Origin of the sequence: Peristeroidobacter agariperforans (assembly GCF_004138335.1) — a bacterium.
Lineage (GTDB): Bacteria > Pseudomonadota > Gammaproteobacteria > Steroidobacterales > Steroidobacteraceae > Steroidobacter > Steroidobacter agariperforans.
The window spans coordinates 669,944-684,066 of the sequence record NZ_RYFW01000002.1; the positions used below are offsets into that span (position 1 = coordinate 669,944).

16 protein-coding genes, 1 tRNA gene, 1 other RNA gene and 1 pseudogene are annotated in these 14,123 nt (G+C 62.1%); 8 read left to right on the forward strand and 11 right to left on the reverse strand.

The window, feature by feature from the left end; all coding sequences use genetic code 11:
- Positions 1-3: 3 nt before the first annotated feature.
- Complete coding sequence (locus EK373_RS16890; RefSeq protein ID WP_129644911.1) at positions 4-1,368, reverse strand: YhjD/YihY/BrkB family envelope integrity protein; 1,365 nt, start codon at positions 1,366-1,368, stop codon at positions 4-6.
- A 41-nt stretch (positions 1,369-1,409) separates the two neighbouring features.
- On the opposite strand from EK373_RS16890, the gene EK373_RS16895 reads away from it, so the two are divergent.
- Positions 1,410-2,228, forward strand: a complete 819-nt coding sequence (locus EK373_RS16895) for an ABC transporter substrate-binding protein (protein WP_129644912.1) — start codon at positions 1,410-1,412, stop codon at positions 2,226-2,228.
- On the opposite strand, the gene EK373_RS16900 is transcribed toward EK373_RS16895, so the two are convergent.
- Together EK373_RS16900 and EK373_RS16905 are read right to left on the reverse strand one after the other, a co-directional pair.
- A complete protein-coding gene (locus EK373_RS16900; RefSeq protein WP_129644913.1) occupies positions 2,194-3,186 on the reverse strand; it encodes a sensor histidine kinase in 993 nt (330 codons plus the stop codon). The genes EK373_RS16895 and EK373_RS16900 overlap by 35 nt on opposite strands.
- A 12-nt stretch (positions 3,187-3,198) precedes the next feature.
- Positions 3,199-4,071 (reverse strand): phosphoribosylaminoimidazolesuccinocarboxamide synthase, encoded by an 873-nt coding sequence (locus EK373_RS16905; protein ID WP_129645885.1) that lies wholly within the window; start codon positions 4,069-4,071, stop codon positions 3,199-3,201.
- 166 nt (positions 4,072-4,237) lie between these two features.
- On the opposite strand from EK373_RS16905, the gene djlA reads away from it, so the two are divergent.
- Both djlA and rpe read left to right on the forward strand, forming a co-directional pair.
- A complete protein-coding gene (gene djlA / locus EK373_RS16910) occupies positions 4,238-5,062 on the forward strand; it encodes a co-chaperone DjlA (protein ID WP_129644914.1) in 825 nt (274 codons plus the stop codon).
- Between the two features lie 17 nt (positions 5,063-5,079).
- Positions 5,080-5,757 carry a ribulose-phosphate 3-epimerase gene (gene rpe, locus EK373_RS16915; protein WP_129644915.1) on the forward strand — a complete coding sequence of 226 codons (678 nt, stop codon included), beginning with the start codon at positions 5,080-5,082 and terminating at the stop codon, positions 5,755-5,757.
- A gap of 200 nt (positions 5,758-5,957) precedes the next feature.
- Here rpe and crp read toward each other — a convergent pair.
- Positions 5,958-6,592: pseudogene (crp, locus tag EK373_RS16920) on the reverse strand (cAMP-activated global transcriptional regulator CRP); the annotation flags it as partial.
- Between the two features lie 196 nt (positions 6,593-6,788).
- On the reverse strand, positions 6,789-7,454 hold the full coding sequence (coq7, locus tag EK373_RS16925; RefSeq protein WP_129644916.1) for a 2-polyprenyl-3-methyl-6-methoxy-1,4-benzoquinone monooxygenase: 666 nt from the start codon (positions 7,452-7,454) through the stop codon (positions 6,789-6,791).
- A gap of 184 nt (positions 7,455-7,638) precedes the next feature.
- Between coq7 and rplM the strand changes: the two genes are divergently transcribed.
- From rplM to EK373_RS16945, 4 genes are all read left to right on the forward strand, one after another.
- Positions 7,639-8,067 carry a 50S ribosomal protein L13 gene (rplM, locus tag EK373_RS16930; protein WP_129644917.1) on the forward strand — a complete coding sequence of 143 codons (429 nt, stop codon included), beginning with the start codon at positions 7,639-7,641 and terminating at the stop codon, positions 8,065-8,067.
- Between the two features lie 22 nt (positions 8,068-8,089).
- A complete protein-coding gene (rpsI, locus tag EK373_RS16935; protein ID WP_129644918.1) occupies positions 8,090-8,482 on the forward strand; it encodes a 30S ribosomal protein S9 in 393 nt (130 codons plus the stop codon).
- 12 nt (positions 8,483-8,494) lie between these two features.
- Positions 8,495-8,568, forward strand: a tRNA-Gln gene (locus EK373_RS16940).
- Between the two features lie 856 nt (positions 8,569-9,424).
- Complete coding sequence (locus tag EK373_RS16945) at positions 9,425-10,450, forward strand: quinone-dependent dihydroorotate dehydrogenase (protein WP_129644919.1); 1,026 nt, start codon at positions 9,425-9,427, stop codon at positions 10,448-10,450.
- Here EK373_RS16945 and rpiA read toward each other — a convergent pair.
- From rpiA to EK373_RS16975, 6 genes are all read right to left on the reverse strand, one after another.
- On the reverse strand, positions 10,437-11,090 hold the full coding sequence (rpiA, locus tag EK373_RS16950; RefSeq protein ID WP_129644920.1) for a ribose-5-phosphate isomerase RpiA: 654 nt from the start codon (positions 11,088-11,090) through the stop codon (positions 10,437-10,439). The two genes, EK373_RS16945 and rpiA, sit on opposite strands and share 14 nt — an antisense overlap.
- A gap of 321 nt (positions 11,091-11,411) precedes the next feature.
- Complete coding sequence (locus EK373_RS16955; protein ID WP_129644921.1) at positions 11,412-11,873, reverse strand: EVE domain-containing protein; 462 nt, start codon at positions 11,871-11,873, stop codon at positions 11,412-11,414.
- Complete coding sequence (locus EK373_RS16960) at positions 11,870-12,487, reverse strand: 5-formyltetrahydrofolate cyclo-ligase (protein ID WP_322095828.1); 618 nt, start codon at positions 12,485-12,487, stop codon at positions 11,870-11,872. The genes EK373_RS16955 and EK373_RS16960 overlap by 4 nt, the downstream gene beginning before the upstream one ends.
- Positions 12,488-12,515: 28 nt before the next feature.
- A non-coding RNA gene (gene ssrS / locus EK373_RS16965) (6S RNA) lies at positions 12,516-12,702 on the reverse strand.
- Between the two features lie 135 nt (positions 12,703-12,837).
- Positions 12,838-13,149 (reverse strand): cell division protein ZapA, encoded by a 312-nt coding sequence (locus EK373_RS16970; RefSeq protein WP_129644923.1) that lies wholly within the window; start codon positions 13,147-13,149, stop codon positions 12,838-12,840.
- Positions 13,146-13,400, reverse strand: a complete 255-nt coding sequence (locus EK373_RS16975) for a TIGR02449 family protein (protein WP_129644924.1) — start codon at positions 13,398-13,400, stop codon at positions 13,146-13,148. The genes EK373_RS16970 and EK373_RS16975 overlap by 4 nt, the downstream gene beginning before the upstream one ends.
- Before the next feature lie 96 nt (positions 13,401-13,496).
- Between EK373_RS16975 and EK373_RS16980 the strand changes: the two genes are divergently transcribed.
- Complete coding sequence (locus EK373_RS16980; protein ID WP_129644925.1) at positions 13,497-14,120, forward strand: UPF0149 family protein; 624 nt, start codon at positions 13,497-13,499, stop codon at positions 14,118-14,120.
- The last annotated feature ends 3 nt before the right edge of the window (positions 14,121-14,123 follow it).

Consider the following 14,123-nt stretch of genomic DNA (forward strand, 5'->3'; position numbering starts at 1 on the left):
GTCTCATTGATTGGATGCGTGCTGACCGGGTATGTGATGGCCATGCGTGTGGTGCACGACGCTGGTCTGTTCGACCAACTGCGCCACCGTCTTGCCCTTCAAGCTGTTCTGTAGCGCCTGCTCTGCAATCCGCGCCGCTTCCACTGCCGGTGCGACATCTCTGCACTTGCTGAGGCGCGGGCCGGCGATGTCGTGACGCACGGCATCCAGCACGTCGCCCAGTTCGATCGTGTGCGGGTCGCGCGCCGGCACCCAGCTGTCGTCTTCCGCGACCAGCAGCAGCTTGCGATGTTCGAGCGCATCCAGGAGTGGCGTGAGCGCGGCGCCCGGCAGATCCAGATGTTCGGCGAGGCGATTCGTCGTCCAGCTGTGCTTTGCGGTTTGGTAGTCGCAGACGATGAGATACATGATGGACAGCGCGACCCGCTCGCGCATGCTCGAATTCAGCGCGATCACTTCGCGTCCTGGGCGCAGGTACTGCGGGTTCTGCACATAGAACGCCAGCTGCGCGCCGAGCAGCAGGATGAGCCAGGAAACATACAGCCAGATGAGCGCCACGATGACGAAGGCGAAGCCGGCGTAGATGACCATGGTGGTGGTCGTGCTGGCGACGAACTGCGCCATCACCATGCCGCTGAAAGCCCATGCGGCTCCGGCAGACGCGCCGCCAATCAGCGCCGCACGCAACCGCACCTTCGTGTTCGGCACGAAGCCGTACATGAACGTGAACACGGCCGAGACCAGCAGATAGGGCGTGATACGCCCCAGGATCAGCAGCATGGTGTCGAACGGCCGGTAGTGCGAGAGCGTTTCCACGAACGTGGTGCTGCCGAGCGTTGCGATCAATCCCAATGCCGCGACGATGACGGCCGGCCCGACCACCATGACGCTCAGATACTCGCTGAAGCGACGCCCGATGCTGCGGGGCTGCTCGACGCGCCACACGAAATTGAAGCTTTCCTCGACCTTCTGCACGGTCGAGATCAACGTGTAGAGCAGGAAGATCAAGCCGAGCGAGCCGAGTACGCCGCCGCGCACGTTGTCGACGAACGACATCACCTGTTGAGTGATCTCGTAGGCGCGGTCGCCGAGCGGCTCCAGGAAGCTGTACAGTACCGGCTCGAGCTCGCGGTGATAGCCCAGGCCTTTGAGCACCGAGAAGGACAGGGCGATGATGGGCACGATCGACAGCAGCGTCGTGTACACCAGGCTCATGCCGCGAAGGGTGAGCTCGCCTCGGGCGATATCGCGCATCAGCGCATAGGGATAGCGCAGGATGCGCGTAAGTTTCCACAACGGCCGGCCGATGATGGATTCCGGCGGCTCGAACAGCCATTGTTCCAGGCGAGCTAGCAGCGGCGCGATCATGCGAGCGCAGCCTGACACGCGTGCGCCGACCGAGCAAGTTTATGAATTACGCCTCTGGCAACTTTCCTTCCCGCATCGTCTGCCTCACCGAGGAGACCACTGAAACGCTGTACCTGCTGGAAGAGGACTGGCGCATCGTAGGTATTTCTGGCTTCACGGTGCGGCCGCCGCGCGCCCGCAAGGAGAAGCCCAAGGTGTCGGCGTTCACCAGCGCCAAAGTCGATCGGATCCGCGAACTCGAGCCCGATCTGGTGCTCGGCTTCTCCGACCTGCAGGCCGACATCGCCGCCGACCTGGTGCGCCACGGGCTGAACGTTCACATTTTCAATCACCGCGACATCGCCGGCATCTTCGGCATGATCGGCATCCTCGGCGGCATGATCGGTTGCGAGGCCAAGGCGGCGCAGCTGTGCGCGAGGCTCGCAGCGAATCTGGACAGCATCCGCGCATCGGCGGCGCAGTTCACGACCCGGCCGCGCGTTTACTTCGAGGAATGGGACGAGCCGATGATTTCGGGGATCCGCTGGGTGTCGGAACTGATCGGCGTCGCCGGCGGCGACGATTGTTTCGACGACAACTCCCGTCAGTCGCTGGCCAAGAATCGCATCATCGCCGATCCGCAGGAGGTCGTGCGGCGCGCGCCCGATATCATTCTGGGGTCCTGGTGCGGCAAGAAATTTCAGCCCAAGAGCGTGGCTGCACGCGAAGGCTGGGGCGAAGTGCCGGCGGTCGCCGACGCGCAGCTGCACGAGATCAAGTCATCGATTATTTTGCAGCCCGGGCCGGCGGCGCTGACCGACGGCATTGCCGAGATTCACAACATCTTCAAGGCGTGGCAGGCGAGCCGAGCGGCGCGTTGATGGTGAAATAAAACGTCGCGCCTTCGTTCACCTGGGCCTCGGCCCAGATGCGCCCGCCGTGGCGTGCGATGACGCGCTGGGCGGTCACCAGCCCGATGCCGCTGCCCTGGAATTCCGCGTCCGGGTGCAGCCGCTGGAACGGCACGAACAGTTTGTTCGCATAAGCCATGTCGAAGCCGACGCCGTTGTCACGTACGAAGTAGATGTGACCGCCGGTGACGCCGGTTTGCACGCCGACGGTCACGGCTGGCTGTTCGGCCTTGATCGTGAATTTCCAGGCGTTCCCGAGCAAACAGTCCATGGCAATACGGAGCAATCGCGCATCGCCTTCGACGTGCATGTTGGGTGCGATGTCGAGTTGCACGTTGTGACTCGGATGTTTCTCTCGCAGCGCTGCCGCGGCGTCTATACAGACTTGGGTGAGATTGACCGGCCGAATGGCCAGCTCCGCCGTACTGATGCGCGACAAGCCAAGCAGCGCCTCGATGAGGCTCGACATGCGCTGACTCGCATCGTGAATGCGCCGCAGATAGTGCAGCGACTTTTCATCCAGCTGTTCGGCGGCGGTTTCCTGAAGGATCTGACTGAAGCCCGACAGGCTGCGCAGCGGTGCGCGCAGGTCGTGAGAGACGGCGTAAGCAAACGACTCCAGCTCGCGATTCGCCGCCTGCAGCTGACGCGTGCGCTCGACCACACGCTTTTCCAGCTCGGCATTCATCTGCTGCACTTCGCGCTGGGATTCGAGCAGCGCGGAGACGGCAGCATCGTCGCGCCGTTTGTGTCGACGGAGCAGGATGTACAGCAGGACCGCGGAGCCGAGGATGGCGAGCCAGCCCTTGCTGGTGTGCAAGAGCTGCAGCGTTTCGGGATCCAGGTCCAGCCACGCCAGCCAGCGATCGGTCACGAATATCCAGAGGATGCCAGCCGCCAGATAGATCAGTGCGATCGTTCTTGGCATGCGCGCGGCGAGTTATCCGGTCAGACGGCGCAGTGCTTCGGCGTACTTCTCGCCGGTCTTCTGGATGACCTCAGCCGGCAGCTTGGGTCCGGGCGGGCGCTTGTCCCACACCAGTGTTTCCAGATAGTCGCGCACGAATTGTTTGTCGAAGCTCGGTGGGCTGGTGCCGGGCCGATACGTATCGGTCGGCCAGAAACGGGACGAATCGGGCGTCAGCGCTTCGTCGATCAGCGTCAGGTGGCCGGCTTCGTCGACGCCGAACTCGAACTTGGTGTCGGCGATGATGATGCCGCGGGTGAGCGCATATTCGGCAGCAAAGCGATACAACGCGAGCGCAGTGGCTCGCACTTGTTCGGCGAGGCCGCGGCCGATGATTGCGACCATGCGGTCATAATCGATGTTCTCATCGTGCTCGCCGAGCTCGGCCTTGGTCGCCGGCGTGAACAAGGGCTCGGCCAGGCGATCGGCCTGCCGCAATCCTGGCGGGAGCTGGATGCCGCAGACGGCGCCGTTTTGCTGGTAATCCTTCCAACCCGAGCCGATCAGGTAGCCGCGCACCACCGCTTCGATGGGCAGCGCCTTGAGGCGCTTCACGATCATGCTGCGATCGGCAATCGACGCACGCTCCGCCGGATCCTTCACCACGCTTTCCAGCGGCGTGTCCAGGATGTGATTGGGCACGATGTGCTTGGTGCGCTCGAACCAGAAGCGCGAGATCTTGGTCAGCACTGCACCCTTGCCGGGAATCGGATCGGGCAGCACCACGTCGAACGCGCTCAGGCGGTCGGTGGTGACGATCAGCATCTGTTGGTCGTCGATGGCGTAGATGTCGCGGACCTTGCCCTGGTGGATGCGCTTGAGGCCGCTCAGACGCGACTCGAGCATGGGCGGGGAGGGCTGGGTCACTGGTTTACTCGATGAAAATTGAAAGGAAAAACACTGTTAACCGTCGGGCGAATGGTGGTGCAGCACGAGGCTGGTACCATACCGCGCGTGGGCCATTTTCGGCCCAGCGATTGTCGCAGCGGGTGACGAGGGCTTCAAGGCGTCGATGATCTGGCAAGGTAAAGCACTGGGCGCGCTGATTGGCGTGGTGACTGCGGGTCCGTTCGGCGCATTGCTCGGCACCTTCATCGGCCATTTGTTCGACGTGCAGGCCGAAAACGGGCTCGCAGGCCGCTTCGGCAGCAATGACGAAGACGATGCCGCCGCCGCTCAGATGTCCGGCATGGGCGTGCAGGAGGCTTTCTTCCGCGCCACGTTCCAGGTCATGGGGCACATGGCGAAGGCCGACGGTCACGTTTCCGAAAATGAGATTCGCGCGGCGCGCGCCATCATGGCCGAGTTCCGGCTCGGCGAACGGGAAGTCGAGTTCGCCATTCAATTGTTCACGCAGGGCAAGGAGAAAGAGTTTCCGCTGGAGGCGACGCTGCGCAGCCTGCGTCGAATGCTGAGCGGCCGCCCCGACGTCCTGCGCATGTTCATACAGATTCAACTTCAGACCGCGTTGTGGAGCGGCAGCTTCGCTCCAGCGGCGCGACAAGTGATGGCGCGCGTTGCGGCGTCATTGGGCGTGTCGGCTTACGAGGTCGTGCAGATGGAGGCGCTACTGCGGATGCAGCAGTCCTCCCGCCAGCCGTACGAAGCGCGCCCCAAAGTCGATCGAGTCGCGCAGGCGTACGAAGTGCTCGGCGTCACGAGCGATGCGTCCGATGCCGAAGTCACGAAGGCATATCGCCGCTTGATGAATCAGAATCATCCCGACAAGCTGGTAGCGCGCGGCCTGCCGGAGTCGATGATGAAAGTTGCCGAGGAGAAAACCCGGCAAGTGCGTGCCGCCTACGAAGTGCTGCGTGAAGCGCGCGCGATGCGATAGATCACGAGGTTCCTCTCATGCCCAACCAACCCTGGATCGCTCCGTCCATTCTGTCCGCCGACTTCGCCCGCCTCGGCGAAGAAGTGAAAGCGGTGCTCGACGCCGGCGCCGACACCATCCACTTCGACGTGATGGACAATCACTATGTGCCCAATCTCACCATCGGGCCGCTGGTGTGCGAGGCATTGCGCAAGCACGGCATCACGGCGCCCATCGATGTGCACTTGATGGTAAAGCCGGTCGATCGAATCATTCCCGACTTCGCGGCCGCCGGCGCCTCCTGGATCAGCTTTCACCCCGAAGCGAGCGAGCATATCGATCGCACCATCGGGTTGATTCGCGAGCATGGCTGCCATCCCGGCATCGTGCTCAATCCCGCGACGCCGTTGAATGTGCTCGACTACGTGCTCGACAAGGTCGACATGATTCTGCTGATGTCGGTGAACCCCGGCTTCGGCGGGCAGAAGTTCATTCCATCCGCGCTTACGAAGCTCAAGAAAACGCGCGAGATGATCGCAGCGAGCGGCCGTGACATTCGGCTGCAGATCGATGGGGGAGTGAAGGTCGATAACATCGGAGAGATCGCCGCCGCAGGCGCCGATACCTTCGTCGCGGGCTCGGCCATTTTCGGCTCGAAGGATTACCGCAAAACGATCAGCGATATGAAGGCGGCGATTGCCGCCGCAGCGAAATAACTAACGGCCAAGCTGACGCCTGACGACGAAAGGGCCGCTTGCGCGGCCCTTTCGGTTTATTCCTCGTCCTCGTCGTCGAAGTCATCGTCATCATCGTCGTCGTCATCGTCGGTGCGACGATTGGCGGGAGTCGTGCCCGCCGTAGCGGCGCCAGCGCGGCCCGCAGCAGCTGCCAGCGGCGGCTTGGTCTTCATCTTCGGACGAGCGCCGAACACGACGATGGTCTTGCCCGTCGCGCGCAGCAGGCCCTGGTCTTCCAGCACCTTCAACACACGGCCGGCCATCTCACGCGAGCAACCGACCAGACGCGACAGCTCCTGGCGGCTGACCTTGATCTGCATGCCTTCCGGATGAGTCATCGCATCGGGCTCGCTGCAAGATCCATGATGGCGTGTGCGACCCGACCGGTGACATCGACGAACGCGAGATCGCCGAGCTTGCGATTGGTGCGATCGAGGCGGGTGGCGAGCTGCGTGGCGAGCTCGAACACCAGGCCCGGGCTTTCGGCCGCGAGCTGACGGAAGCGGGGATAGGTCATTTCGGCGAGCTCGCACTGCTGCCGCGTGCGGACCCAGGCGCTGCGGGTGGGCTGTTCGTAGAACAGGCCCATTTCACCGAAGAACTGACCTTTGTTGAGGTAGGCGAGCACCATCTCGTTGCCTTCCTCGTCTTCGATCATGACTTCGACCGAGCCGCTGACGATGTAATACAGCACATCGGGCAGGTCGCCGGCATGGATGACGACGGTCTTGGAGGGCACCGTGCGAATCCGGCAGTAGCTCAGGAACCGGTTGATCGCCGGAATATCGCTCAATGGCCTTGCGCCCTCTTCCATACCCGCCCCTATTCGCCTTGTGCTTGTAACTAAATGACTTTAGTGGGATGACTTGACGACAATATGTCTTGCCGCGCCTTTTAATACAGTATGACCCAACATCGCAAGCTTTTGCTTGCACGGCAAAACTTTACGTCGACTATTTGACGGCCCGACCCAATGTCGTTCAGCCCCAATGTGTCGATCGGCTCACATTTCACAGCCAGTACGCCGTTCGCGTCATGACTTTGGCGGTGAGCTTCATCAACGCCCGAACCGGCCCCGGCAGATCGGCGCCGCCGGCCAGTTCAGCATTGCGTCCATGACGTTCTTCGTCGGCGCTCATTTGCTGGATGATGGCCCGCGTGCGCACATCCTCTGCCGGCAATCGTTGCAAATGTCCGCCCAGATGCTCGACCACCTGGCGCTCCGTCTCGGCGACGAAGCCCAGGCTGACCTTGTCGCCCGCCAGGCCGGCGAGGGCACCGATCGTGAAAGAGCCCGCATACCAGAGCGGATTCAGCACGCTGGTCCGGCCTCCCAACTGTCGGATGCGCTCCGCACACCAGGCGAGATGGTCAGTCTCCTCGCGCGCCGCTTCCATCAGCGAAGCCCTGGTTGCATCGGCTCGTGAAGCGAACGCCTGGCCCTGATAGAGCGCCTGAGCGGCAACTTCCCCCGAATGATTGATCCGCATCAGCGCGGCCACGTGGCGGCGCGTCGCCGGGTTGTCGGCAATTTCGGGCGTTTCGGGCTGGTTTTCGGCCGGATTCGGCCGGCCCGCCACATGGCTCGCGAACAGGGTGCGAAGGGTCTGGTCGGCCGGGGTCAGCAGGCGGTCGAGGAGGGTGTAACGACGGCCGTTGGAGCTCGAGAATTCCATGGGGATTCATTATATATGTCCCTCTGCGCCGGCCGGGCCCCGGGCAGTCCCGGGGTGAGCTAGGGGATTCCTTCCCAAATCCAACGCTTGACTTGCGTTTGCATTGACCTCGGTCGTCCATTAGACTTGCCGGCCTTTTCGCCCCCTGGCTGGCAGGGGCGCATGAGTTTTCCCGGAGATTTCAATGAGTACCGTCTTCGCCAATGCGCAAACGGTCCGTCGTGACTGGTATGTGGTCGACGCGACCGGCAAGACCCTGGGCCGCCTGGCTTCGCAGGTCGCCTCGCGTCTGCGCGGCAAGCACAAGGCGGCTTACACGCCCAACTGCGACACCGGCGACCACATCGTCATCGTCAACGCGGGCAAGATCCGCGTGACCGGTCGCAAGCTGACGGACAAGTTCTATCATCAGCACACCGGCTACATGGGTAACTTGAAGAGCACCAGCTTGGAAAAGCTGCTCGACAAGCACCCCGAGCGCGCCATCGAGTTCGCGGTCAAGGGCATGCTCCCGAAGAACCCGCTCGGTCGGAAGATGTTCAAGAAGCTGCACGTGTTCGCGGGCGACAAGCACCCGCACACCGCGCAGCAGCCGAAGGCGCTCGAGATTTAATTCTTAAGGTACGCATTCAGACATGGCCACCCAGACCAACTACGGCACCGGCCGCCGCAAGACCTCCACCGCCCGCGTGTTCCTGCGCAAGGGCACCGGCAACATCCGCGTGAACGACCGCACGCTGGATGAGTTCTTCGGCCGCAAGACCGCGCGCATGATCGTCCGTCAGCCGCTGGAAGCCGTGAACATGGACAACACTTTCGATGTGGAAGTGACGGTCAAGGGTGGCGGCATCACCGGCCAGGCCGGCGCGATTCGCCATGGCCTGACCCGTGCCTTGATGGAGTACGACGAGACGCTGCGCAAGACCCTGCGCGACGCCGGTTACGTGACCCGCGACGCCCGCGAAGTCGAGCGTAAGAAGGTCGGTTTCCGCAAGGCCCGTCGCGGAACTCAGTTCTCGAAGCGCTAATCGTTCGATTGCTGGGGGATCGTCTAGCGGTAGGACTACGGACTCTGACTCCGTCAACCTAGGTTCGAATCCTAGTCCCCCAACCAACACAGCAAGCCCGCCTTCGGCGGGCTTGTTCGTTTCTGGGCCTGCCAGTGTTTCCTTGGCGGGCCTTTTTGCTTTTCGGCGTTGTGGATTTCGGAGTGGTGGCGTTTCGCTCGGTGGCGGGCAGCGCCTGGGGGAGGGATGTCCTCCCCGGCACCGCGACGCACGCCGTCGCATCGCTTCGCTCGCGCTAACGCGCGCGACTTTGCTGTACTTGCCCTGTAGCTGCTACTGGAAAAACGTCCCTGTTTGATCCAGTTGCCGGGGAGAACATCCCTCCCCCAGGCGCTGCCTACAGCGTTGCTTTGGCAGCTGAGCTTTCTCGGGGTGCCAGATGTGATGCCCACTTCTAACGCAGCAGTAATTTGAAGTTCTACTCCGCCGCTCGCTCGGAGGTGTCCGGTGCGGACGCCCTCCGCTTGATCGGAGCAGAGGCGCTCAGTTCGGATGAGAGTTGCCTAGTGCTGTGGCAGTCGACATTTCTCGGAACGAAGGGTTGGCAAATTCCGAGCGGACGCCAAATTCACCCCCCGTTACAAGCGACAGCGAGAAACGCCGACGCTCGTTAGAGCGCGATAGCAGCGAACGAAGTTCGCGTGGTCTGATTTCGCTCTTACCTTTCGGCAGCGTCAGGAGTGGGGTATCTCCTTCCGGCAGCTTTTCGGCACAGGGACGGGGCCGAAACAGCAGGGCTCATCATGGACGTGCGGCGAGGAGCGCAGTGCGCTCCGGCCGGCGCCCGGTGCCGGAAGGAGATACCCCACCCCTGGCGATGCGAGCCACCACGCCTCTTCTCCGCAAGCCACCGAGCTTCGATAATCGCGCCGCGCCCATCAACTAAGCCGAAGCCGAACAAAGATGATCAACTCCCTCTACCCACTCATCCGTCCGTTCCTCTTCTCGCTGGAAGGTGAGCGAGCGCATGAAGTGACCTTCTCCATGCTCGAGCTGGCAAACTCACTCGGCATGCTCGGCGCGCATGAGTCGAGGCCGGAAGAGGGCGTCACGCTCATGGGCCTTCGCTTCCCGAACCGCGTCGGTCTCGCCGCCGGTCTCGACAAGAACGCCAGGCACATCGATGCACTCGGTGCACTCGGTTTTGGTTTTATCGAAGCAGGCACCGTCACAGCACAGCCGCAAGCCGGTAACGCGAAGCCGCGTTTGTTTCGACTCCCCGAAGCGAGCGCGCTCATCAACCGCATGGGCTTCCCGAATGAAGGGGCCGAGGTGATCGCGCAGCGACTGGCGCAGCGCAAGTTCAAAGGACCGTGCGGGATCAACATCGGCAAGAACGCGACGACTCCCCTCGAAGATGCCGCGCGAAATTACGTCGAATGTTTTCGCGTCGTCGCCCCTCACGCCGACTACGTAACCGTCAACGTTTCGTCACCGAACACGACCAACCTGCGCCAGCTGCAGCAGGTCGATCAGTTGCGTCCCATCCTCGATGCGCTCCTCGAAGCTCGCGTGCAGTTGACCTCAAGCTCCGGCAAGCAGCTGCCGATATTGGTGAAGGTGTCACCCGATCTGTCGAGTGACGATCTTGCCGCGATCGCGCGACTGGTTCGCGAGTTGCGCATCGACGGCATGATCGCCACCAACACCACGATCACGCGCGATGTGGTGAAGGGTGTGCCGAATAGCGAGCAGCAAGGTGGATTGAGCGGTGCGCCGATTCGCGCACTGGCGCTGCAGTCCATCCCGGTCCTGCGTGAGCATCTGGGCAAGGACGTGCCGTTGATCGCGGTGGGAGGAATCGATTCAGGTGCGGCGGCGGTTGCTGCCTTGCAGGCAGGTGCAGATCTGATTCAGATCTACACCGGCCTTATTTATCGCGGTCCGAAGTTGGTCACAGAGATCCTGACCGCCGTCAGAAAGTCTTAACGCCCGCTGGCGAGCCCAGGATCACGAGATCCGCGGGGCGGCGTGCGAACAGGCCAACGGTCACCACGCCGGCGAGCTGATTGAGCTCGCTCTCCATCGTCACCGGGTCGACGATCGACAGACCGTGCACGTCGAGGATCTGATTGCCGTTGTCGGTGACGAAGCCTTCTCGATAGACCGGTTGTCCCCCCAAAGCAACCAACTGGCGGGCGACATACGAGCGCGCCATCGGAATCACCTCGACCGGCAGCGGAAACTTGCCGAGCACATTCACCAGCTTGGATTCATCGGCGATGCAGATGAAGCGCCGCGATGCGGCGGCGACGATCTTCTCGCGGGTCAGTGCGCCGCCGCCGCCCTTGATCAGCCGTCGGTGAGGATCCGACTCGTCGGCGCCATCGATGTAGAGGTCGAGCTCGCCTGCGGTATTGAGGTCGAGCACATCGATGCCGTGCCGGCGTAAGCGCGTCGTCGAGCGCTCCGAACTGGAGACTGCGCCTCGAATGCGCAGCTTTTGCGCAGCCATCGCATCGATAAAGAGATCCACCGTCGACCCGGTTCCGATGCCGAGGATCGAGTCCTCCTCGACGTGGGCGAGGGCGGCGAGGGCGGCTTGCTGCTTCAGTTGATCGGCGTTCATGGTGTGCGGCACGCAGGCGAGGTATTCGGAAAAGCCTATTTTTCCAGGGTCCGGAAACGACTGTGCCCGCTTTCGCGGGCACAGTCTTCATCGTCATCTACTCAGAAGAACTTACTTCTTCTTGGCAGCCTTCTTCTTGCCGCCTTTCTTCTTCGCAGACTTCTTTGCTTTCGTTGCCATGATACTAGATCTCCATGTCGAGTTAGTCCGGGCGCAGTATATACATAAATTAAAAATGGCAAGCAAGAGGCGCGTGCAATTTTGTTGTGCCCGTTCTCATCGCGAGGCGCATCGGCGACGCATCGGTGCAGTGTGCGACGCTCATTCGAGCGACTCGATGAAGCTCCATTCGCTCTTGGTGACCGGCGTGATCGACAGTCGATTGCCGCGCTTGAGCACGATCATGTCCTTGAGCTTGCCGTCGGCGTGCTTACGCAGCTCATCGAGTGCGATGACCCTGTCGAATTTCCTGACGAGCTTCACATCGACCATGTACCAGCGCGGCTGCTCCGGATCGCTGTCGGCATCGTAGTGATCGTTCTTCTTGTCGAACTGCGTGGGGTCGGGATACGCCTCGCGTTGTACGGCGGCAACGCCGGCGATTCCAGGGATTTCGCAGCTCGAGTGATAGAAGAACACCAGGTCGCCCTTGCGCATCTCCTTGAGGTAGTTGCGCGCCTGGAAATTGCGCACGCCATCCCAACCGGTGGTGCTGTTCTTGGCCTTCGCGAGCTGCTCGATACCGAACACCGAAGGCTCGGACTTCATCAACCAGTAGTTCATGACGACTCCGTGGAATGAGCGTGATGTGTGAAGTATCGCAGACCGCGTTCAGTCAGCATCCCATCCAGCGGCACATCCCAGCGATCGGGTTGCAGACGAGCGACGCGCTGGCACTCGTAGCCAACGCCGATGAGCTTCGGCCGGCGCCATCGGCGTCCTGCGCGCAGGTGATGCAGACTGCGATCGTAGAAGCCCGCGCCGCTGCCGAGACGCCAGCCGCGCTCGTCGAATGCGACCAGCGGCAGCAGTATCAGGTCGAGTTTGCGCACCGGAATGGCTGCGGTATGACGCCGATCGGGTTCGGCGATGCCGTACCGGTTTACGCGCATCACGCTATCGGTTCGATAACGCACGAAGCGCATGCGGCTATGACGGAAGTCGGTGATGACTGGTAAGTACAGCAGGCAGCCGCGGCGACGTGCGACGTCGATCACATAGTGCAGATCGGCCTCGTGACCGTAGGCGAAATACACCGCGATACGAGACCCAGGACGCAAGCGATGCGTCCCGTTCAACAGACGGGCGAATCGTCGATGGGCTTCGTCGCGTACAGAGGGTGAGAGCGCGCGACGGAGTTGCCGCATCTGCCGGCGCAGCTGCTGGCGTTCCAGCAGTGCCGTCGATGCGGAAGAGAGAGAGGAGGCGCTACCCGCCTGTGCCGTCATGAGCCATTGCTCTCGACACGGAGCAATAGGTGGGACGCAGCCATGATAGCTAAGGCTTTCCGTTCGAGACGGACTTGCACACGGCTACCACGAAACCGAATCCCTGGGGTATTAACGTTAGGGTCGAGAGGTAACCCGACACACGTCGAACACCGCAGGCAGCGCCATAACAAAACCATTTACGAGTCTGCGTCCGTAACGCGCATCCGCAGTCCCAAGTTCATCCCAAGCTTCGATTGACCCACCGAGCGAGAGACTCACCGTGCCCGATATCAGGGTGGATACCGGGGCTTCAATGCCTACAACGGCAATTGTTGTCCTCGGCTCAGCGCCGATTCGACACGCTCGCGCATCTCGCGGACGCGCTCGCTGACTTCGCTCTCGATGGCGTCGTTACGATTGCGCTTGAGCAGCTCGTGCGCCAGGTTGAGCGCCGCCATCACCGCGATCCGGTCCAGGCCGACGATATTGCCGGCGTCGCGGATGTCGCGCATCTTGCCGTTGAGAAATTCCGCCGAGTCGAGCAGCTCGGAGCGCTCTTCGGGCAGGCAGGCAACCTGGTACTCCTTTTCCAGGATTCGCACACTGACACGGACCATACGGTCGCTCATGCGTTGTGCTCCATCGCCTTCAGGCGGCCAATCATCGCTTCGACCCGGGCGCGCACCTGCTCATTCTTCTGTAGCAGCGTGGCGCGCTCCGTCATCATCGAGTCCTGTCGCTGGCGCAGGGCGCGGTTCTCTTCCTGCAACTGGGAGAGCAGCGCGACCAGCTCATCCACGCGTCGTTCGAGCTGTTTCAGCTCTTGATCGACACTCGCCCGGGACGACCCGGTACTGCCAGTGGACGATAAAGGATTCATGCGGTCGATTATGCGGCCCGCTCCCCGACCGGTCAAACCAGCGCCCGAAATCCGTCAAATCAATCGTCCGGGAGGCACAGTGCTAAGATAGGCGGGATGTTGCAAGTCACATTCGCTGAAGTCGCCCGCGTCCTGGAAGGACTGGGCTCGTCGGTGCCGGCCGCGGAAGCCCACGGTTGTCTGGTCGGCGCGTTGTGCACGTCGCCCGACTATCCGATGGAACGCTGGCTGGAAGAAATTATTCCGGATGCCGAGCAGCGCGACGACGAACAGAGCCAGCAGCCACTGCGTCTGTTGTACGCCGACACGCTCAATGCGCTGCGCGGCGAGGACCTGGAATTCGAAGCGCTGCTGCCGGATGACGATATTTCACTGGCGACGCGCGCCGGTGGCCTCTCGCAGTGGTGCCAGGGCTTCCTGTATGGATTCGGCACCGGTCAAGTCGGCAAGCGGGCCGTGAAGCAGGAAGAGCTGCCCGGCAACGTCAACGAAATTCTCAACGACCTCACGCACATCGGCCGCGCCAGCGTCGAGCTCGACGGCGACGGCAACGAGAGCGAAGAAGAAGCCTACGCCGAAGTAGTCGAATACGTGCGCGTGGGCGTGCAATTGATCCACGACGAACTGATTCCCGTCGCTGCCCACCGCATCGATGTGGGCGACGAAGGCGGCGAGCCTGCCGATCCGGATGACGACAGCGATCCGGGCACCCTGCACTGATCA